Source organism: Pseudonocardia kunmingensis (assembly GCF_006716445.1).
In the GTDB taxonomy this organism is placed as follows: domain Bacteria; phylum Actinomycetota; class Actinomycetes; order Mycobacteriales; family Pseudonocardiaceae; genus Pseudonocardia; species Pseudonocardia kunmingensis.
The window spans coordinates 289,091-307,527 of record NZ_VFPA01000005.1 but is presented as its reverse complement, the minus strand read 5'-3'; the positions used below and the strand labels follow the sequence as shown (position 1 = coordinate 307,527).

20 protein-coding genes are annotated in these 18,437 nt (G+C 75.8%); 16 read left to right on the top strand and 4 right to left on the bottom strand.

Annotation, left to right across the window (positions count from 1 at the left end; translation table 11 throughout):
* Window positions 1-52 precede the first annotated feature (52 nt).
* Window positions 53-871 carry a class I SAM-dependent methyltransferase gene (locus tag FB558_RS35015; protein ID WP_142061141.1) on the bottom strand — a complete coding sequence of 273 codons (819 nt, stop codon included), beginning with the start codon at window positions 869-871 and terminating at the stop codon, window positions 53-55.
* 638 nt (window positions 872-1,509) lie between these two features.
* Here FB558_RS35015 and mihF point away from each other — a divergent pair.
* Genes mihF through coaBC form a run of 4 tightly spaced genes read left to right on the top strand, consistent with a single transcriptional unit; the run spans window position 1,510 to window position 3,955 of the window.
* The gene (gene mihF, locus FB558_RS35010; RefSeq protein ID WP_094928871.1) at window positions 1,510-1,824 is read left to right on the top strand and encodes an integration host factor, actinobacterial type; all 315 of its coding nucleotides are present in this window, start codon (window positions 1,510-1,512) and stop codon (window positions 1,822-1,824) included.
* A gap of 51 nt (window positions 1,825-1,875) precedes the next feature.
* Entirely contained in the window at window positions 1,876-2,460 is a 585-nt protein-coding gene (gmk, locus tag FB558_RS35005; protein WP_281288713.1) for a guanylate kinase, read from the top strand.
* Window positions 2,461-2,462: 2 nt separating this feature from the next.
* Window positions 2,463-2,735 carry a DNA-directed RNA polymerase subunit omega gene (rpoZ, locus tag FB558_RS35000; RefSeq protein WP_142061939.1) on the top strand — a complete coding sequence of 91 codons (273 nt, stop codon included), beginning with the start codon at window positions 2,463-2,465 and terminating at the stop codon, window positions 2,733-2,735.
* 5 nt (window positions 2,736-2,740) lie between these two features.
* A complete protein-coding gene (coaBC, locus tag FB558_RS34995; RefSeq protein WP_170231690.1) occupies window positions 2,741-3,955 on the top strand; it encodes a bifunctional phosphopantothenoylcysteine decarboxylase/phosphopantothenate--cysteine ligase CoaBC in 1,215 nt (404 codons plus the stop codon).
* A gap of 191 nt (window positions 3,956-4,146) precedes the next feature.
* Here the strand turns inward: coaBC and FB558_RS34990 are convergent, their stop codons facing one another.
* Window positions 4,147-4,746, bottom strand: coding sequence for an SH3 domain-containing protein (locus FB558_RS34990; protein ID WP_142061139.1), 600 nt, complete (start codon window positions 4,744-4,746; stop codon window positions 4,147-4,149).
* A 247-nt stretch (window positions 4,747-4,993) separates the two neighbouring features.
* On the opposite strand from FB558_RS34990, the gene metK reads away from it, so the two are divergent.
* The 5 genes from metK (at window position 4,994) to FB558_RS34965 (ending at window position 11,519) form a co-directional block, all read left to right on the top strand.
* Window positions 4,994-6,196 carry a methionine adenosyltransferase gene (gene metK / locus FB558_RS34985; RefSeq protein ID WP_142061137.1) on the top strand — a complete coding sequence of 401 codons (1,203 nt, stop codon included), beginning with the start codon at window positions 4,994-4,996 and terminating at the stop codon, window positions 6,194-6,196.
* A 90-nt stretch (window positions 6,197-6,286) separates the two neighbouring features.
* Window positions 6,287-8,329, top strand: a complete 2,043-nt coding sequence (locus FB558_RS34980) for a primosomal protein N' (protein ID WP_142061136.1) — start codon at window positions 6,287-6,289, stop codon at window positions 8,327-8,329.
* Between the two features lie 106 nt (window positions 8,330-8,435).
* Window positions 8,436-8,987 (top strand): peptide deformylase, encoded by a 552-nt coding sequence (def, locus tag FB558_RS34975; protein ID WP_142061134.1) that lies wholly within the window; start codon window positions 8,436-8,438, stop codon window positions 8,985-8,987.
* Complete coding sequence (gene fmt / locus FB558_RS34970; protein ID WP_142061131.1) at window positions 8,987-9,928, top strand: methionyl-tRNA formyltransferase; 942 nt, start codon at window positions 8,987-8,989, stop codon at window positions 9,926-9,928. Before def ends, fmt begins: the two co-directional genes overlap by 1 nt.
* 109 nt (window positions 9,929-10,037) lie before the next feature.
* On the top strand, window positions 10,038-11,519 hold the full coding sequence (locus FB558_RS34965; RefSeq protein ID WP_142061129.1) for an RsmB/NOP family class I SAM-dependent RNA methyltransferase: 1,482 nt from the start codon (window positions 10,038-10,040) through the stop codon (window positions 11,517-11,519).
* A 70-nt stretch (window positions 11,520-11,589) separates the two neighbouring features.
* Here the strand turns inward: FB558_RS34965 and FB558_RS34960 are convergent, their stop codons facing one another.
* Window positions 11,590-11,985, bottom strand: a complete 396-nt coding sequence (locus tag FB558_RS34960) for a DUF1801 domain-containing protein (protein ID WP_142061127.1) — start codon at window positions 11,983-11,985, stop codon at window positions 11,590-11,592.
* 163 nt (window positions 11,986-12,148) lie between these two features.
* Between FB558_RS34960 and rpe the strand changes: the two genes are divergently transcribed.
* The 7 genes from rpe to FB558_RS34925 all read left to right on the top strand — a co-directional run bounded on the left by rpe (window position 12,149) and on the right by FB558_RS34925 (window position 17,694).
* Window positions 12,149-12,835, top strand: a complete 687-nt coding sequence (gene rpe / locus FB558_RS34955) for a ribulose-phosphate 3-epimerase (protein WP_142061125.1) — start codon at window positions 12,149-12,151, stop codon at window positions 12,833-12,835.
* Between the two features lie 35 nt (window positions 12,836-12,870).
* Window positions 12,871-13,509: a riboflavin synthase gene (locus FB558_RS34950; RefSeq protein ID WP_142061123.1), complete on the top strand. Its 639-nt coding sequence runs from the start codon at window positions 12,871-12,873 to the stop codon at window positions 13,507-13,509.
* Between the two features lie 92 nt (window positions 13,510-13,601).
* Complete coding sequence (locus FB558_RS34945; RefSeq protein ID WP_211367091.1) at window positions 13,602-14,843, top strand: bifunctional 3,4-dihydroxy-2-butanone-4-phosphate synthase/GTP cyclohydrolase II; 1,242 nt, start codon at window positions 13,602-13,604, stop codon at window positions 14,841-14,843.
* A gap of 29 nt (window positions 14,844-14,872) precedes the next feature.
* The gene (gene ribH, locus FB558_RS34940) at window positions 14,873-15,355 is read left to right on the top strand and encodes a 6,7-dimethyl-8-ribityllumazine synthase (RefSeq protein ID WP_142061120.1); all 483 of its coding nucleotides are present in this window, start codon (window positions 14,873-14,875) and stop codon (window positions 15,353-15,355) included.
* Window positions 15,352-15,819, top strand: coding sequence for a PH domain-containing protein (locus tag FB558_RS34935; RefSeq protein ID WP_246106982.1), 468 nt, complete (start codon window positions 15,352-15,354; stop codon window positions 15,817-15,819). Before ribH ends, FB558_RS34935 begins: the two co-directional genes overlap by 4 nt.
* Before the next feature lie 42 nt (window positions 15,820-15,861).
* Window positions 15,862-16,899: a beta/alpha barrel domain-containing protein gene (locus FB558_RS34930; RefSeq protein WP_246106981.1), complete on the top strand. Its 1,038-nt coding sequence runs from the start codon at window positions 15,862-15,864 to the stop codon at window positions 16,897-16,899.
* 78 nt (window positions 16,900-16,977) lie between these two features.
* Complete coding sequence (locus tag FB558_RS34925; RefSeq protein ID WP_142061118.1) at window positions 16,978-17,694, top strand: HAD-IA family hydrolase; 717 nt, start codon at window positions 16,978-16,980, stop codon at window positions 17,692-17,694.
* A 5-nt stretch (window positions 17,695-17,699) separates the two neighbouring features.
* Here FB558_RS34925 and FB558_RS34920 read toward each other — a convergent pair whose 3' ends face one another.
* Window positions 17,700-18,437 carry a DUF2786 domain-containing protein gene (locus FB558_RS34920; RefSeq protein WP_142061116.1) on the bottom strand — a complete coding sequence of 246 codons (738 nt, stop codon included), beginning with the start codon at window positions 18,435-18,437 and terminating at the stop codon, window positions 17,700-17,702.

Genomic DNA, 18,437 nt, shown 5'->3' with positions numbered 1-18,437 from the left:
TCCGCACACACGCCCCGCGGTGTGTGCGGACCCCACTCGCGCTGTGCGGCGGTCAGGGGCTGCCCGAACGGCCCACCAGGAGAGACACGCGCACGTCCTCCGCGAACGTCTCCCGGTCGCCGAGAGCGGCGCGGAGCCCGTGCTCGAACGTCGTGCGGGCGTCGCCGGTCGGCAGGGTCTCCGGGCTCATCGCGGAGTAGACGCTGCCGACGAGCTGCGGGAACGTCAGCTCCTCGCGGTAGCCGACGGCGAGGTCCTGCACCCGGTCGAACCCGGCGGCGACGAGGGCGTCCCGGTACGCCCGGCGGGAGTCCGCGTCGGTGCCGCAGCGCGCGGTGAGCGGCCGGCCCAGCCAGTGCTCCAGGTGGCCGCGCAGGGCTCGTGACCATGCGAGGTCCAGCAGCCACTGCGGCTCGCCGTTCGTGACCACGGCGACGCCCCCGCCCGGGCGCACGAGCCGGTGCAGCGCGGCGAACAGGCCGGGCGCGTCCATCCAGTGCAGGGCCTGGCCGATGGTCGCGGCGTCGAACGCGTGCGCGCCCGTCAGCGCGGCGAGGGCGCCGAGGTCGCGGTCGGCGCCGAGCACCCAGGTGACGTTGCCGGCGCCGGCGTCGCGCGCCGCCCGGTGGGCCAGGCGCAGCATGTCCGCCTCGACGTCGACGCCGACCGCGGCCCGGACCCGTGCGGCGAGCGGAAGGGTGAGCTGGCCCGTGCCGCAGCCGACGTCGAGGACCCGCGAACCGGCGTCGAGGCCGAGCGCTCCGGCGAGCTCGTCGACCACCGCGGGCGGGTAGCCCCGGCGGAACCGCGCGTAGTGCTCGGCGACGGGGCCGCGGAACGTGCTCGTCGTGCTCGTCGGAGTCGCTGCCACGGTCCCAGCGTTCCCCGACCAGGGCGCAGGATCTCGGCGTATCGCTCAGAGCGCAGCACCCGCACGGCGCGGCCTCGACGCGGTGCGGGGTCGGCGACGCGCCGATCGTGGTCGGCGCGCGAGATCATCGGCCGGGTGCGGTGGCGGCGAGGTCCTGCCGGTTCCGCGCCGGCGGGGTGATCATGCCCACCCCCGGCGCGCGGGGGCGGGGCGGCACGCGGGTGCGACCGGCGCGCCTGCGGGTTGCGGCGCGCGGAGCGGCGCGGTCCGTGCCCGCTCGGGGTGACGATTGTCGCTCGGCGCACGTGGGGCGCCGTCGACAGCGGGGGGCGCGCAGCTCGGCGCGGGCGTCCTCGTCCCGCGGGAGGAGCTCGGGCGCGCGGCCGGGTGGCGGTGCGAGCGGTGCTGCGCAGGAGACGGTCGGTCCGGTGCGCCGAGCGGGCGGGTCGCAACACTCATCCGGGTGGTCGTCGTGGTATCACCCGTCCGGGTGGCCGGGTCGGAGAACCGGCAGGTGGCACCCCCGTTTCCCCTTCCGGGGGGTGCGTGAGTACGTTCGGTGGAAGCCGCGGGTCAGGCCCGCGACGGTGGTGAGGATGCGCCTGGTTCCAGGCCGCACGAGAAAGACGGAGGAGACCGTGGCCCTTCCCCAGCTGACCGAGGAACAGCGTGCTGCCGCCCTGGAGAAGGCGGCCGCGGCGCGCCGGGCCCGGGCCGAGCTGAAGGACCGGCTCAAGCGCGGCGGGACGACCCTCGGGGAGGTCCTGAAGCAGTCCGACACCGACGAGGTGCTGGGCAAGATGAAGGTCTCGGCCCTGCTCGAGGCGATGCCGGGCGTCGGCAAGGTCCGTGCTGCTCAGATCATGGAGCGGCTGGAGATCGCGCCGTCGCGCCGGCTGCGCGGGCTCGGTGACCGGCAGCGCAAGGCGCTGCTGGCCGACTTCGAGTCCTGAGCCCGAGAGGTCGGCGAGATCGTGAGGAACGGCGCGCGGAGGGGTCGGCTGGTGGTTCTGGCCGGCCCCTCCGGCGTCGGCAAGAGCAGTGTGATCGAGGCGCTCCGGGCCCGGTTGCCGGAGTTGTTCTTCAGCGTCTCGGCCACGACCCGCGACCCGCGGGCCGGTGAGGTCGACGGCGTGCACTACCGCTTCGTCGGCCCGGCCGGGTTCGACGCGCTGATCGCGCGCGGCGACCTGCTGGAGTGGGCGGAGATCCACGGCGGGCTGCAGCGCTCCGGAACGCCGCGCGAGCCCGTCGAGGAGGCACTGGCCGCGGGTCGCCCGGTGCTGGTCGAGGTCGACCTGCAGGGCGCCCGGGCGATCAAGGCGGTACTGCCCGAGGCCGTCACCGTGTTCATCGCACCTCCGTCCTTCGACGAGCTGGCCCGCCGGTTGCGGGGTCGCGGCACCGAGTCGGAGGCGCAGTACCAGCGACGGCTGGAGACGGCGCGGGAGGAACTGGCCGCCAGCGGCGAGTTCGACGTCACCCTCGTCAACCACGAGCTGCAGGACGTCGTGGCGCGGTTGGTAGAGTTGCTGGTCGGCGCGGGTGATCCCGCCGTCAGACCGTCCCCCCAGGAGTCTTCTTCGTGAGCATGCCGCTGACCGGTGCCGTCGCAGGTACCACCCCCGAGGGCATCACCAACCCGCCCATCGACGACCTGCTGGGTCAGGTGAGTTCCAAGTACGCGCTGGTGATCTACGCGGCCAAGCGCGCCCGGCAGATCAACGACTACTACTCCCAGCTGGGCGAGGGCCTCCTCGAGTACGTGGGCCCGCTCGTCGAGCCGGGCCCGCGCGAGAAGCCGCTGTCGATCGCGATGCGCGAGATCCAGGCCGGCCTGCTCGAGCACACCGAGGGCGAGTAGGCCTGATGAGCGGCCCCCGGGTCCTGCTGGGTGTCGCCGGGGGCATCGCCGCCTACAAGAGCGCGGAGCTGCTGCGCAGGCTCACCGAGTCCGGGCACTCCGTGCGCGTGCTGCCCACCCCGTCGGCGCTGGAGTTCGTCGGTGCGGCGACGTTCGAGGCGCTGTCGGGGCAGCCGGTGCACACCGGCGTCTTCACCGACGTGCCGTCGGTCCCGCACGTGCGGCTGGGCCAGGAGGCGGACCTCGTCGTCGTCGCCCCGGCCACGGCGGACCTGATGGCGCGGGCAGCGTCCGGGCGCGCCGACGACCTGCTGACGGCGTCGCTGCTCACCGCCCGGTGCCCGGTGCTGTTCGCGCCGGCCATGCACACCGAGATGTGGGAGCACCCCGCCACCCGGGCCAACGTGGCGCTGCTGCGCTCGCGCGGCGTGGTCGTCCTGGAGCCCGCGTCGGGCCGGTTGACCGGCGCCGACACCGGCCCCGGGCGCCTGCCCGACCCGGCCGAGATCGCCGAGCTGGCCCGGCTGCTGCTCGAGCGCGGGCAGGCCCTGCCGCGCGACCTCGTGGGCCACCGCGTGGTGGTGTCCGCGGGCGGCACGCGCGAGGCGCTCGACCCCGTGCGCTACCTGGGCAACCGGTCGTCGGGGCGGCAGGGCTACGCGCTCGCGCGGGTCGCGGCGCAGCGGGGAGCGCGGGTCACGCTGGTCGCCGCGCACACGGCCGACCTCGGCGACCCGGCCGCCGTCGACGTCGTGCGCGTCGGGTCGGCGCGGGAGCTGCGGGACGCCATGCACGCCACCACGGCGGACGCGGACGCGATCGTCATGGCGGCGGCGGTGGCCGACTTCCGGCCCACCGCGCTCGCCGAACACAAGATCAAGAAGGACGGGTCGGAGCCGCCGGCGCTCCCGCTGGCCCTCAACCCCGACATCCTCGTGGAGCTGGTCGCCGCGCGGCGTCCCGGGCAGGTCGTCGTGGGCTTCGCGGCCGAGACCGGCGACGCGTCGGGGGATCCCCTGCACCACGGCCGGGCGAAGCTCGCGCGCAAGGGCTGCGACCTGCTCGTCGTCAACGCGGTGGGGGACGGCCGGGCGTTCGAGGTCCCGGACAACGCCGGATGGCTGCTGGGTGCCGACGGCACCGAGGAGGAGCTCAAGCCGGGCTCCAAGGCGCTGCTGGCCTCGCGCGTCTGGGACGCCGTCGCCACGCGCCTGGGATAGCGCAGTCCGCGCGGGGCATGCGGGCCCTGACGTGGTCCATGTGCTGGCTCCGACCGAGTGAGCGCACCTGGAAGGGCCGCGAACCGCCGGAGCGGAGCGGCGGCAGTTCCACACCGCACAACCCGCGGGGCGGGCGCAGCTGCGGGTCCGGGGACACCCGGCGCAGCCCGCCCCGCGGAGAGCGGGTGGCCTCAGCCGAGCAGGCCGCCGACACCGCCGCCGGACTGGCGGCCGCGCGGCTCCTGGCCCTCCTCCTCGCCGGACTCCTCGGCGCTGCCGCCGGTCTCCTCGTCCGCGCCCTGGCCGGACTCCTCGGCGCCGCCGTCCTCCGACGCGCTGCCGTCCTCGGTCGCGCTGCCGTCCTCCGTGGCGCTGCCGTCCTCGGCGGCGCCGGCGGCGTCGCGGTCGTCGGATCCCCGCCCGGCGGCCTCGTCCTCGTCCCCGGCGGACTCGGTGGACTCGGACCGGGTGGTGGCGGCGGGGGCGGGGTTCTGCCCGTTGACCGACACGTACTGCTGCGCCGCCCAGCCGCCGAGGCTGGTGAGCTGCACGAAGCCGTCGCGGGCCTCGCCGGTCTTGACCTCGGTGCCGGCCTCGCAGAGGGCGACGATGCGGGAGTTCATGTCCGGCTCGGCGCGGACGTTGACGTTCTCGGTGCAGCGGCCGGGCTCCTCGGCGACGGCCGTGCCGGAGACCAGTGCGACGGCGGCGCTCGCGCTGACCGCGACCACCGCGCCGACGACGGCTGCAGCGCGGCCGGGTCGGTCGAAGAGCGACGTGGGGGCCTTCATTTCAGCGTTCCTCCGTGGGGTGGGGGCCTTCGCCGGGACCAACGAGCGTTTCCGTTACCGATTCGCTACCGAACGCAACATCACCGGATGGGTTGACGCCGTGCGCGCGTGTCGTGCACGACATGACGCTCTGTCACCACCCCTGGCGGTCCCGGGCCGCCCGGGTGCGTCGGCTACGCTCGCCGGTCGGATATCGGGGTAGGTGGTCGCGCCAGCGGCGACCGGTCGGAAGCGGACGGAGTACGGCGTGGCGAACGCAGGGCGGCGGCTGTTCACCAGCGAGTCGGTGACCGAGGGTCACCCGGACAAGATGTGCGACGCCATCAGCGACACGATCCTCGACGCGCTGCTGGCGCAGGACCCGCGCAGCCGGGTCGCGGTGGAGACGCTCGTCACCACGGGCCAGGTGCACGTGGCCGGCGAGGTCACCACGAGTGCCTACGCCGACATCCCCACGCTCGTGCGCGACACGGTGCTCGGGATCGGCTACGACTCGTCGGCCAAGGGCTTCGACGGCGCCTCCTGCGGCGTGAACGTGGCGATCGGGGCGCAGTCGGCCGACATCGCGCAGGGCGTGGACACGGCCTACGAGAGCCGCGTGGAGGCGTCGGAGGACGTGATCGCCCGGCAGGGCGCGGGTGACCAGGGGCTGATGTTCGGCTACGCGAACACCGACACCCCCGAGCTGCTGCCGCTGCCGATCGCGCTGGCGCACCGGCTGGCCCGGCGCCTCACCGTCGCCCGCAAGTCGGGGCAGCTGCCCTACCTGCGCCCCGACGGCAAGACCCAGGTCACCATCGAGTACGACGGCGACAAGGCCGTGCGCCTGGACACCGTGGTGGTCTCCAGTCAGCACGCGGCCGACATCGACCTCGACGGCCTGCTCGCCCCCGACATCCGCGAGCAGGTCGTGGGCCCGGAGATCGCCGACCTCGGGATCGACGTCTCCGACGTCCGGCTCCTGGTCAACCCGACGGGACGGTTCGTGGTGGGCGGCCCGATGGGCGACGCGGGCCTGACCGGCCGCAAGATCATCGTCGACACCTACGGCGGCTTCGCCCGCCACGGCGGCGGCGCGTTCTCGGGCAAGGACCCGTCGAAGGTCGACCGCTCGGCCGCCTACGCCATGCGCTGGGTGGCGAAGAACGTCGTGGCCGCGGGCCTGGCGGAGCGCATCGAGGTGCAGGTCGCCTACGCGATCGGCAAGGCGGCGCCGGTCGGCCTGTTCATCGAGACGTTCGGCACCGAGCACGTCGACCCGGTGAAGATCCAGTCGGCGATCAGCGAGGTGTTCGACCTCCGCCCCGCCGCGATCATCCGCGACCTCGACCTGCTGCGCCCGATCTACGCGCAGACCGCGGCGTACGGCCACTTCGGCCGCACCGACGTCGAGCTGCCGTGGGAGAGCACCGCCCGCGCCGCCGACCTGAAGGCCGCCGCAGGCGCCTGATACCCCGGTGAGCGGATACGGGTGCTCCGGCACCCGTATCCGCTCACGAGCGCCCGGAGGGCGCGGGCGGCGCCGTGGCGAGGAGGACGGGTGGCGCGAGCGAGCCGCAACCGCGGCGAGTGGCGCCCTGCGCCCGAGCTGCCGGTGGCGCGCGTCGCGGTGGACGTCGCGCTCGCCCACCTCGACCGCCCCTTCGACTACCGCGTGCCCGAGCACCTCGACGCCGCCGCGGTGGCGGGGGTGCGGCTGCGGGTGCGGTTCGCCGGCCGCCTGGTGGACGGGTTCCTGCTGGAGCGGGTGGCGGAGTCGGGTCACGGCGGGCGGCTCGCCTGGATCGAGAAGGTGGTCTCGCCCGAGCCGGTGCTGACGCCCGAGGTCGCCGCGCTCTGCCGGGCGGTCGCCGACCGCTGCGCCGGGGTCCTCGCCGACGTGCTGCGCCTCGCGGTGCCGCCGCGGCACGCGCGGGTCGAGGCCGAGGCCGTTCCCGACGGCGGCCCGGAGCCGCCCGCGTCCGTGGCGCCCGCGGCGGAGACCGGCTGGCGGCGCTACCCGCGCGGGGCCGCCCTGCTCGACGCGCTGTCGGGGGGACGGGCGGCGCACGCCGTCTGGCAGGCGCTGCCGGGGGAGGACTGGCCGCGCCGCCTCGCCGAGGCCGCCGCGGCCACCGTCGGTGCCGGCCGGGGCGCCCTGCTCGTGGTGCCCGACCAGCGCGACGTCGACGCCCTGCACGCGGCCTGCGTGGACGTGCTCGGCACGGACGCGGTGGTCGCGCTGACCGCCGACCTCGGCCCGGCCGAGCGGTACCGGCGCTGGCTCGCGGTGCGCCGCGGGCGCGTGCGGGTGGTGGTGGGCACGAGGTCCGCGGCGTTCGCGCCGGTGGCGCCGCTGGGCCTGATCGTCGTGTGGGACGACGGAGACGACCTGCACGCCGAGCCGCGCGCGCCCTACCCGCAGGTCCGGGACGTGCTGGTGCTGCGCGCGCACGCCGTCGGCGCGGCACTGCTGGTGGGGGGCTTCGCCCGTACCGCGGAGGCGCACCTGCTCGTCGAGTCCGGGTGGGCGCGCGAGGTCGTGGCGGACCGGGACACCGTCCGCGCGGCGATGCCACGGATCCTCGCGATCGACGACTCGGGCGCCCAGTTCGTCCGCGACCCCGACGCGCGCGCGGCGCGGCTGCCGCACGTCGCGTTCGACGCGGCCCGGACCGCGCTCGACGCCGGGCGACCGGTGCTCGTGCAGGTGCCCCGGTCCGGGTACGTGCCGTACCTGTCCTGCGGGTCGTGCCGGGAGCCGGCCCGGTGCCGGCACTGCGCGGGCCCGCTCGGGTTCGTCGGGCGCGCGCCCGAGGACGGGGGCGCCCAGCTGCCGCAGTGCCGCTGGTGCGGGCGGCCCGACGGCGCGTTCCGCTGCGCGGCGTGCGGGTCCCGGCGGCTGCGGGCCGGCGTGGTCGGGGCGGGCCGCACCGCGGAGGAGCTCGGGCGGGCGTTCCCGGGCACCACGGTCCGCGCGTCCGGTGGCGGGTCACCGGTGCTGGCCACCGTGGCACCCCGCCCGGACCTGGTGGTCGCCACGCCGGGCGCCGAGCCGCGCGTGCCCGGCGGGTACGGGGCGGCGTTGCTGCTCGACGGCTGGGCGTTGCTCTCGCGCCCGGACCTGCGGGTGGCCGAGGAGACGTTGCGCCGCTGGCTGGGCGCGGTCGCACTCGTCGTGCCGCACGGCGACGGCGGGCGCGTCGTCGTCGGGGCGGACGCGGCCCTGCCGGTGGTGCAGGCGCTGGTGCGCTGGGACCCCGTGGGTCACGCCGCGTCCGAGCTGGCGGGCCGCGCCGAGGTGGGCTTCCCCCCGGCCGTGCGCATGGCCGCCGTCGACGGCGGGCCGACGGCCGTCGCCGAGGTCGTCGACGGGGTGCTCGCCGACCTGCCCGAGGTGGAGGTCCTCGGCCCGGTGGAGATCGAGCCCGACGCCGCGTCCGGGCCGGGCGAGGGCGACGTCCGCGAACGCGCCCTGCTGCGGGTGCCGCGCCCCGCGGGCCGCGCGCTCGCGGCCGCGCTGCACACCGCCCAGGCCGCCCGCACGGCGCGCAAGGCGACCGATCCGGTCCGGGTGCGGCTCGATCCCGTGGAGCTGGGCTGATCCCCTGACCGGCGGGCGCGTGGCGGGCCCGGTGCGCATGGCAGAATCGAGGGTCGCCGTGCGTCCCCGCTCCCGTCCCCGCGCGGCGCAGCCTTCGAGGAGATGCGTGTCCGTACTGCCCGTCCGGCTCTTCGGCGACCCGGTGCTGCGCACGCGCGCCGCGGAGGTCACCACCTTCGACGCCGAGCTGCGCAAGCTCGTCGTCGACCTCACCGACACCATGCACGACGAGGGCGGCGCGGGACTGGCCGCGCCGCAGCTCGGTGTGGGCCTGCGGGTGTTCACCTACGACTGCGACGGCTTCGCCGGGCACCTCGTGAACCCGACGTTCGACGTCGTCGGCGACGAGGAGCAGATCGGGCCCGAGGGGTGCCTGTCCATCCCCGGGCTGCGCTGGGACTGCCGCCGCCACCTGCACGTGGTCGCGCGCGGCTGGAGCATGCACGGCGAGCCGCTCGTCGTGGAGGGCAGCGAGATGCTCGCCCGCTGCATCCAGCACGAGACCGACCACCTCGACGGCGTCCTGTTCGTGGACCGGCTCGACCCCGAGACGCGCCGCCAGGCGCTGGCCGAGATCCGAGCGGCGGAGTGGTTCGGGCAGCAGCCGGCGCCCGAGATCCGCGTCAGCCCGCACCCGCTCTTCGGGAAGGCCAGGTAGTGCGCCTGGTCTTCGCGGGCACCCCGGAGCCCGCCGTCCCGTCGCTGCGCGCGCTGCTCGGCTCGCGGCACGAGGTCGCCGCCGTCGTCACCCGCCCGGACGCTCCCGCGGGCCGCGGCCGCAAGCTCCTGCGCTCGCCGGTGGGCCGCCTCGCCGACGAGGCCGGGATCCCCGTGCTGACGCCCGCCCGCCCGTCGGATCCCGCGTTCCTCGCGCGGCTGCGGGAGCTGGCGCCCGACTGCTGCCCGGTCGTCGCGTACGGCGCGCTCGTCCCGCGCGCGGCGCTCGACGTGCCCCGTCACGGGTGGGTCAACCTGCACTTCTCGCTGCTGCCCGCCTGGCGGGGGGCCGCGCCCGTGCAGGCGGCGCTGCGCCACGGCGACGAGATCACCGGGGCCAGCACGTTCCGGCTCGAGGAGGGCCTGGACACCGGCCCGGTGTTCGGGGTCGTCACGGAGGCCGTCCGCGCCACCGACACGGCAGGCGAGCTGCTCGCCAGGCTCGCCACGTCCGGTGCCGACCTGCTCGTGGCCACCCTCGACGGCATCGCAGGCGGCACGCTCGAGCCGCGCCCGCAGCCGGGCGAGGGGGTGTCGCTCGCGCCGAAGGTCACCACCGCCGACGCGCGCGTGGACTGGACGGCGCCCGCCGTGGCGGTCGACCGCCTGGTCCGCTCGGTCACCCCCGACCCCGGGGCGTGGTGCACCTTCCGCGACGAGCGCCTCGGGCTGGGCCCGGTGACCCCGCTCGACGCCGGCGAGCCGGCCCTCGAAGTGGCCCTGGAACCGGGGCAGCTGCACGTGGAGAAGCGACGGGTGCTCGTGGGCACGGCCGCCGGGCCGGTGCGGCTGGGAGAGGTGCGTCCGGTGGGCAAGCGCGCCATGCCGGCGCCGGACTGGGCGCGCGGCGTGCGGATCGCGGACGGGGAGCGGCTGGCATGAGGCGGGCGACAGCGGCACCGCCGCATTCCGGGCCCGGGTCGTGGGCGGGGCCCCGCCCCGCCGACCGCAGCGGCCTCCGCACCCGGGTCCGCGCGGCGGGAGGGTCGCGGTGAGCGCGCCCGGCCGCGGTGGCGGTCCCCGCAGGGACCGTCCCCGGCGCGCCCACGGCGGCGGCCGGTCCGGGCCCCCGCGCGGGCGCTCCGGTCCCGCGCGCCCGCCGGAGCCGGACCCGGCCCGCCTGGCAGCGTTCCAGCTGCTCGTGTCCGTGCGCGTGCGGGACGCGTACGCCAACCTGGCGCTGCCCTCGATCCTGCGCCGGCACCGGCTGGGCGGGCGCGACGCGGCGCTGGCCACCGAGCTCGGGTACGGCACGCTGCGGGCCCGCGGGCTGCTCGACGCCGTCGTCGAGGCCTGCACCGACCGGCCGCTCGAGCGCGTGGAGCCGCACCTGCTCGACGCGCTGCGCCTCGGCGCCTACCAGCTGCTGCGCACGCGGATCCCGCCGCACGCCGCCGTGGCCACGACCGTGGAGCTGGTGCGTGCCGAGGCCGGGAGCCGGGCGGGCGGCTTCGTGAACGCCGTGCTGCGGCGCGTCGGCGAACGCGACGAGGCGGCATGGGTCGCGCAGCTCGCGCCGTCGGTCGACGAGGACCCCGTGGGCCACGCCGCGTTCGCCCACGCGCACCCGCGCTGGATCGCGCAGTCCTTCGCCGACGCGCTCGGCAAGCCCGCCGATCCCGACGCCGACCCGTCCGCGGAGCTGCACGCGGCGCTCGCCGCCGACGATGCCCGGCCCGCGGTGCACCTGCTGGCCCGCCCGGGCGAGATCACCGCCGCCGAGCTGGCGCTCGTCACCGGTGGCGCGGAGGCGCCGTACTCGCCCTACGGGGTGCACCTGGAGGCCGGCAGCGGCGACGTCGGCGAGCTCGACGCGGTGTCCGAGGGCCTCGCGGTGGTCCAGGACGAGGGCAGCCAGCTGGTGGCGCTCGCCCTGACCCGCGCCGCGCTCACCGGCGCCGACGGCGGCCGGTGGCTCGACCTGTGCGCCGGACCCGGCGGGAAGTCGGCCCTGCTCGGAGGCCTCGCCGCCCTCGACGGCGGCACCCTGGACGCCGTGGAGCCCAGCGAGCACCGCGCCCAGCTCGTGCGCCAGGCCGTCGCCGACCTGCCCGTCACGGTTCACCAGGCCGACGGGCGCAGCGCGCCGCTGCCCGACGCCGCGTTCGACCGGGTGCTGGTCGACGCGCCCTGCTCGGGGCTCGGGGCGCTGCGTCGCCGGCCGGAGGCGCGCTGGCGCCGGCAGCCGTCGGACGTGTCCGCGCTGACCGTGTTGCAGCGCGAGCTGCTGACCGCCGCCCTGCGGCACGTGCGGCCGGGCGGCGTGGTGGCCTACGTGACGTGCTCGCCGCACCTGGCCGAGACGGTGGGCGTGCTGGCCCGGGTGCTGCGGGTGCATCCCGAGGTGCAGCGCCTCGACGCGCGGGAGTGCCTTCCCGGCGTCCCGGACCTCGGCGACGGGCCGGCGGTCCAACTCTGGCCCCACCGCCACGGCACCGACGCGATGTTCCTCGCGCTGCTGCGCCGCGCCTGACCGCAGGCTCCCACCCGGACGAACGGCACTTTCGTCGGTACCTAGCCGACGAAAGTGCCGTTCGTCATGCTTATCTCGCTTTCGCGTCGGCGCGGTCGATGGCGGCGTCGACGGCCAGGTCGAGGTAGTCGACCACCACGTCCTCCTCGTCGGGGCCGGCGCCGACCTCGACGCGGACGTCGCGGGTGCGTCCGCGGCCGGTGAGCCTGCGGTGCGGGTCGGGCAGGTCGCCGCCGTGCTCGAAGCCGACGTTGACGCCGCCGTCGCGGGGGAACAGTGCGACGACGTAGCCACCGCGGGGGTGGTGGAAGGCGAGGCCGTGCCAGCCGGTGTTGACCCGTTCGCGCAGGTCGGGATGGGCGTCGCGGACCACGGCGCGCCGGCGGTGGACCAGCTCCGCGACCGCGGGCGGCTCGTGGGAGAGCAGCGCGTGCAGCTGCTCGTCGACGGAGGCAGGGGCGGGCATGGGCACAGTGAATCGCGGGGGACCGACAGGACGCCACCCGCTCGCACACCGACACCATCGCTCGCACACCGACTGCAGTCGGTGCGCGAGCGCGGGGATCGGTGTGCGAGCGCCCAGGGGCGGTCCGGTGGGCGGTCCGGCGTACCCTCCTGGGGTGCACCCCATGATCGCCCCGAGCATCCTCGCGGCCGACTTCGCGCGGCTCGCCGACGAGGCCGCCGCGGTGGCCGGGCCGCCCGGAGCGGGTGCCGACTGGCTGCACGTGGACGTCATGGACGCGCACTTCGTGCCGAACCTCACGCTCGGCCTGCCCGTGGTGCAGTCGTTGCGCAAGGCCACCGACGTGCCGCTGGACTGCCACCTGATGATCGAGGACCCCGAGCGCTGGGCGGTGGGCTACGCCGAGGCCGGCGCGCACAACGTCACCGTGCACGTCGAGGCCTCCCGCGAGCCGGTGGCGCTGGCGAAGGACCTGCGCGCGGCCGGCGCCCGCGCGGGCCTGTCGATCAAGCCGGACACCCCGCTCGAGCCGCACCTGGAGACCCTGCGGCACTTCGACACCCTGCTCGTCATGAGCGTCGAGCCCGGCTTCGGCGGCCAGGAGTTCCGGCCGTCGGTGCTGGAGAAGGTCCGCACGGCGCGCCGCCTGGTGGACACCGGGCACCTCACGCTGCTGGTGGAGATCGACGGCGGCATCAACGCCGAGACGATCGAGGACGCCGCCGAGGCGGGCGTCGACTGCTTCGTGGCCGGCTCGGCCGTCTACGGCGCCGACGAGCCCGCCCGGGCCGTGCAGGCGCTGCGGGAGAAGGTGCGGGCGTCGTCGGCGCACCGCGGCTGGTCCGGCTGAGCGCGGGACGAGCGGTCGGGGAAGGGGAGAGCGGGATGTTCACGGGGATCGTCGAGGAGATCGGCGAGGTGCTCGACGTGCGGGAGAACGCCGACGTCGTGGAGTTCACCGTCCGCGGTGGCACGGTCAGCTCGGACGCCCGCCACGGCGACTCGATCGCGGTCAACGGCGTGTGCCTGACCGTCATCGACCCGGACGGCGGCGCGGGCGGCACGTTCCGCGTCGAGCTGGTGCCGGAGACGCTGAAGCGCTCGAGCCTGTCGGCGGTGGTGCCCGGCACGCGGGTGAACCTCGAGCGGGCCGTACCGGTGGGTGGGCGGCTCGGCGGCCACATCGTGCAGGGCCACGTGGACGGGGTGGCCACCGTGCTCTCGCGCACCCCGGGTGAGCGCACCGACGAGGTGCGCTTCAGCCTCGCGCCCGAGCTGGCCCGCTACGTGGTGGAGAAGGGCTCGATCACGGTCGACGGCGTGTCGCTGACCGTGGCCGGTGTGAGCAGTGACACGTTCTCCGTGGCCCTCATCCCCACCACCTTGTCCGACACCACACTCGGTTTCCGGGAGCCGGGGGATACCGTGAACCTTGAGGTCGACGTGGTGGCGAAGTACGTGGAGCGACTCACCGCGGGGTACCGCGGTGCCACGTCGGCGCGCGAGGAGGCAGTGGAGCGGTGAAGGGTGTGGAGCAGGCGGCGGGCGATGCCGCCCCGCGACCGGCCGTTGGCGATACCGCCCCGCGGCCGGCGGCGGGCAGCGGCTTCGAGGCGATCGAGCGGGCCATCGCGGACCTGAAGGCCGGCCGCGCCGTCGTGGTCGTGGACGACGAGGACCGCGAGAACGAGGGCGACCTGATCTTCGCGGCCGAGAGGGCGACGCCGGAGCTGGTGTCGTTCATGGTGCGCTACACGTCGGGCTACATCTGCGTGGCGCTCACCGAGGGCGAGTGCGACCGGCTCGACCTGCCGCCGATGCACCACACGAACGCCGACAGCTTCCGCACCGCGTTCACCGTGACCGTCGACGCGAAGGCGGGCATCACCACCGGCATCTCGGCGTCCGACCGCGCGCACACGATCCGGCTGCTCGCCGATCCCGGCGCAGGCCCTGGCGACCTGGTGCGCCCGGGGCACGTGCTGCCGCTGCGGGCGCGCGAGGGCGGCGTGCTGCGCAGGCCCGGCCACACCGAGGCCGCCGTCGACCTGGCCCGGCTCGCCGGTCTGGCGCCCGCGGGAGCGCTGTGCGAGATCGTGTCCCAGAAGGACGACGGCGACATGGCCCGCGGCGACGAGCTGCAGGTGTTCGCGTCCGACCACGACCTCACCCTGATCACGATCGCGGACCTGATCGCCTACCGCCGCCGGTTCGAGAAGCACGTCGTGCGGGTGGCGCAGGCGCGCATCCCCACCGCGCACGGCGAGTTCATCGCCTACGGCTACGACTCCCTGCTCGACGGCATCGAGCACATCGCGATGGTGCGCGGCGACGTCGCCACCCCCGAGGGCAGCGGCGAGGACGTGCTGGTGCGCGTGCACTCGGAGTGCCTCACCGGCGACGTCATGGGCTCGCTGCGCTGCGACTGCGGCCCCCAGCTGGACGCCGCGCTCGCGGCCGTGGCCGCCGAGGACCGCGGGGTGGTGCTCTACATGCGCGGGCACGAGGGCCGGGGTATCGGCCTGCTGCACAAGCTGCAGGCCTACCAGCTGCAGGAGGCAGGGGCCGACACCGTCGACGCCAATCTCGCACTCGGGCTGCCCGCCGACGCCCGCGACTACGGGATCGGTGCGCAGATCCTGGTGGACCTCGGTGTGCGGTCGATGCGGCTGCTCAGCAACAACCCCGACAAGCGGGCCGGCCTCGAGGGCTATGGTCTGACGATCACCGGGCGGGTGCCGCTCCCGGTGCGCCCGCACCGGGAGAACCTGCGCTACCTGCGCACCAAGCGCGACCGGATGGGTCACGACCTGCCCGACCTGGGCGAGGGCGCGCTGGCCGACGGCACCGGCACCTGAGCACCGGCACCTGAGACGGGAGAGGGTCGATGAGTGGCGAGGGCCGTCCGACGACGGACGAGCTCCCGGACGCGTCCGGGCTGCGGCTGGCGATCGCGGCCACCACCTGGCACGCGGACATCGTGGACGTGCTGCTGGAGCGCGCGGTCGCCACCGCGGAGAAGGCCGGCGTGCTGCGGCCCACCGTGGTGCGGGTGCCGGGCACCGTGGAGCTGCCCGTGGTGTGCCAGGAGCTGGCCGTGCAGCACGACGCGGTGGTGGCGCTCGGCGTGGTCGTGCGCGGCGGCACGCCGCACTTCGAGTACGTGTGCGACGCCGTCACCGCGGGCCTGACCCGCGTGGCGCTGGACGAACGCACGCCCGTGGGCAACGGCGTGCTGACCTGCAACACGAAGGAGCAGGCCGTGGAGCGCTCGGGGGCACCGGGCTCGGCGGAGGACAAGGGCGCCGAGGCGTGCGCCGCGGCGCTGCAGACCGCGCTCGTGCTGCGCGGCCTGCGGAGCGGGCGGTGACGGCCGTGCCCGCCGCGCGGCCCGACGTCGAGCGGCCGGTCGTGGTGCGCCCGCGCAAGGTGCTGATCGCGGCCTGGGTCGGCGCGGTGGCCACCGTGGGGCTGTTCGTCGTCATCGCCCTGGTGCTGCGCAACAGCCCCACCGGCGTGTACTTCCGGCTCGCCGACCAGATCGCGCTCGTGCTCCTCGGCCTGTTCATCGCCGGTGGGCTGCTGCTGCTCGCCCGCCCGCGGGTGCGTGCCGACGCCGAGGGCATCGAGGTGCGCAACATCCTCGTCACCCGCCGGCTGCCGTGGTCGGTCGTGGAGCGGGTCGCGTTCCCCGACGGCGCGTCGTGGGCGCGGCTGGACCTGCCCGACGACGAGTACATGGCGGTGCTCGCCATCCAGGCCGTGGACGGCCGCCGCGCGGTGGACGCGATCACGCGCGTGCGGGCCCTGCACGCACGGGCCCACGGCCGGTGACCCCGCGGCCGGTGGCCCCGCCCCGCACGTAGCATCGGGGACGTGCTGCGCACCCGGGAACCCGCAGGTCCGACCACCTCCTCCGCCGTCGAGGAGAGCGTGCGCCTGGGGGACATCGTCCTCCGCAACCGGCTCGTCACCTCGTCGAGCCTGCTGGGCTACGGCGTCTCGAACTCGCCGCTGCTGCCCTACGGGATGAGCCCGATCTCGCTGTTCGTGCCGCTGGCGGAGTTCGGCGCCGTCACCACGCGCACGCTGACGGTCGAGCCCCGGGAGGGCCACTTCACCACCCGCGACGACTGGTCGCTGCCGGAGCTGCCCGGCCTGCTGCGCCGCTACGGCACGGTGCTGCGCGGCACCGACGGCGGCTGGATCAACGCGTTCGGCTGGTGCAACGTCGGCATCGACGCCTACCTGCGCGACTACTACCCCCGCACCCGCGACCAGCGCGTGATCATCTCCCTCGGCGGCTTCTCCGCGGAGGAGTTCGTGACGCTCGTGGACCGGGTGAACGCGACCGTGCCGGCGGGCGACATCGCCGCCGTGGAGCTCAACGTGAGCTGCCACAACGTCAACTTCGACTTCTCGACGATCCTGCAGGACGTCCTGGACGAGGCCGTGCCCCGCAGCAACCACCCCGTGATCCTCAAGCTCTCACCGGACAACGACTACCTGCGCAACGCGCAGCAGGCGGCGAAGGCCGGGGTGTCGGCCCTGACGGCGATCAACACCGTGAAGGCGCTGCGGCTCGACCCGCGCACCGGGACGCCGTTCCTCGCCAACCGCTACGGCGGGCTGTCCGGCCGCGCGATCAAGCCGATCGGCCTGCGGGTGGTGAGCGAGCTGCGCGAGTCCGGTGTGACGCTGCCGATCATCGCCACCGGCGGCATCCGCACCGTGGACGACTGCCGCGAGTACTTCTGGGCGGGCGCCGACGCCGTGAGCCTCGGCAGCGCGACCTGGCTGGCCAGCTATCCGGGGTACGCTCTTGCCCCGGTGCGCGCGATGCGCGTCCGGCGCGTGTTGCGGGCCGTTCGGCGCCACGGCGCCCGCCCGGTCCGTGGCGGCCCTGCGCGCTGAGCGACGATCTTCGTGAACGCGGGCGCCGCCCTGTAGACGGAACGGGCCCGGTCGGATCACGACGGACGAGGTGGCGCGATGCCCACGACGGTGTCCGGTGCTGCTGCCGAGCCGCTGCGCGCCCCCGACCGGCGGCCCCGCGCGGTGCTCCTCGACGTGTTCGAGACGATGCTGCGCGTCGACGCCCTCGGCGCGCGCTTCGTGGACGTGGGGCGCCCCGAGCACGAGTGGGAGCTGTTCTTCACCCGCGCCCTGCGCGACGGGATGGCCCACACCCTGGCCGGTCCGGCGCGCCCGTTCGCCGACGTCGCCCGCGCCGCCCTGCACACCACCACCCACCACACCCTCTCCGACGAGGCCGTCGAGCACGTGCTCGCGGGGTTCCGCACGCTCCCCCCGCACCCGGACGTGGAACCGGCCCTGATGGCACTCGCCCGCGCCCGGATCCCGGCCTACGCGTTCACCCACGGCGCGGAGGCGGTGGCCGCCGCGGCGCTGGACGGCGCCGGGCTGCGCACCTACCTGCGCGACGTGCTCTCCTGCGAGCAGATCCGCTCCTTCAAGCCACCGGCCCGCGTCTACCACTGGGCCTGCCGGCAGGTGGACCAGCGCGCCGACCGGGTGGCGCTGGTGGCCGCGCACTCGTGGGACGTGCACGGTGCCGTGCGGGCGGGGCTCGTGACCGGCCTCGCCACCCGGCTCGAGGGCGCCGTGCCCGACGTCGTCGAGCGCCCGCACGTGGCGGCCGAACGGCTGGACGCGGTGGTGGACGGCATCATCGCCCTGCCGTCCTGACGCTCCTACGCCCCCACCGCGCGTCGCCGCGCCCGGTCGAGACCGCCCGAGCCGCCGAGGTCGGCCCGCTCGCCGGCCCGCACCCCGGCAGCCCGGCCCGAGCCGGACAGCACCCGGCGCCGGGCCGTGCCCAGCCGGGGGAAGGCGGCGGCGAACGCCTCCTCGACGCGCTCGCGGCGGTCGGCCAGCACGAGGGCCACGCCGCCCGTGCCCGGGGGAGCGGCGGTGCCGGGCGGGGCGGCGGCGGTGGCGGCGCGTTGCTCGGCCGCCAGCAGCCGGCGGTGCACCTGTTCGGCGAAGCCCTCGAGCCAGGACCGGCGGTAGGCGGCCACCGACTCGCCCGGCCACGTCGGCCGCACCCGTACGAGCTGGCTGGTGGCCTGCAGTTGCAGGGAGGTGTACAGCAGGTCGACGCGCTCCCGGTCGGAGGCGTGCCCGAACACCGTGACGGCGGCGACCTTGCCCGCCCACACCCCGTGCAGCACCCAGCGGCAGCCGAGCGCGGCGGCCGTCCAGCCCAGCAGCCGGGCCTTGCCCGCGCTGTACGGATCGCTCATCGCGACCCGCAGGGCACCGATCTCGTCGCTGCCGGGTTCGGCGGCGGCGAGCAGCGCGGCGTCGATGCCGTGGCGGGCCATCAGCTCCACGGCCTTGGCCGTGTAGGTCTCCGCCTCCTCGGCGGTGGCGGCGCGCTCGGCCTTGGCGAGCAGCTTGCGGACGGTGGCCAGCTTCTCGGTGCTCAT

Bases quoted from the DNA above. Each gene is read 5' to 3' on its own strand.
- FB558_RS34920 (WP_142061116.1), bottom strand. From the start codon at position 18,437: ATGAGCACCGAGAAGCTGGCCACCGTCCGCAAGCTGCTCGCCAAGGCC.
- FB558_RS34925 (WP_142061118.1), top strand. From the start codon at position 16,978: ATGCCCACGACGGTGTCCGGTGCTGCTGCCGAGCCGCTGCGCGCCCCC.
- FB558_RS34950 (WP_142061123.1), top strand. From the start codon at position 12,871: ATGTTCACGGGGATCGTCGAGGAGATCGGCGAGGTGCTCGACGTGCGG.
- rpe (WP_142061125.1), top strand. From the start codon at position 12,149: ATGATCGCCCCGAGCATCCTCGCGGCCGACTTCGCGCGGCTCGCCGAC.
- FB558_RS34960 (WP_142061127.1), bottom strand. From the start codon at position 11,985: ATGCCCGCCCCTGCCTCCGTCGACGAGCAGCTGCACGCGCTGCTCTCC.
- FB558_RS34990 (WP_142061139.1), bottom strand. From the start codon at position 4,746: ATGAAGGCCCCCACGTCGCTCTTCGACCGACCCGGCCGCGCTGCAGCC.
- ribH (WP_142061120.1), top strand. From the start codon at position 14,873: ATGAGTGGCGAGGGCCGTCCGACGACGGACGAGCTCCCGGACGCGTCC.
- coaBC (WP_170231690.1), top strand. From the start codon at position 2,741: ATGAGCGGCCCCCGGGTCCTGCTGGGTGTCGCCGGGGGCATCGCCGCC.
- rpoZ (WP_142061939.1), top strand. From the start codon at position 2,463: ATGCCGCTGACCGGTGCCGTCGCAGGTACCACCCCCGAGGGCATCACC.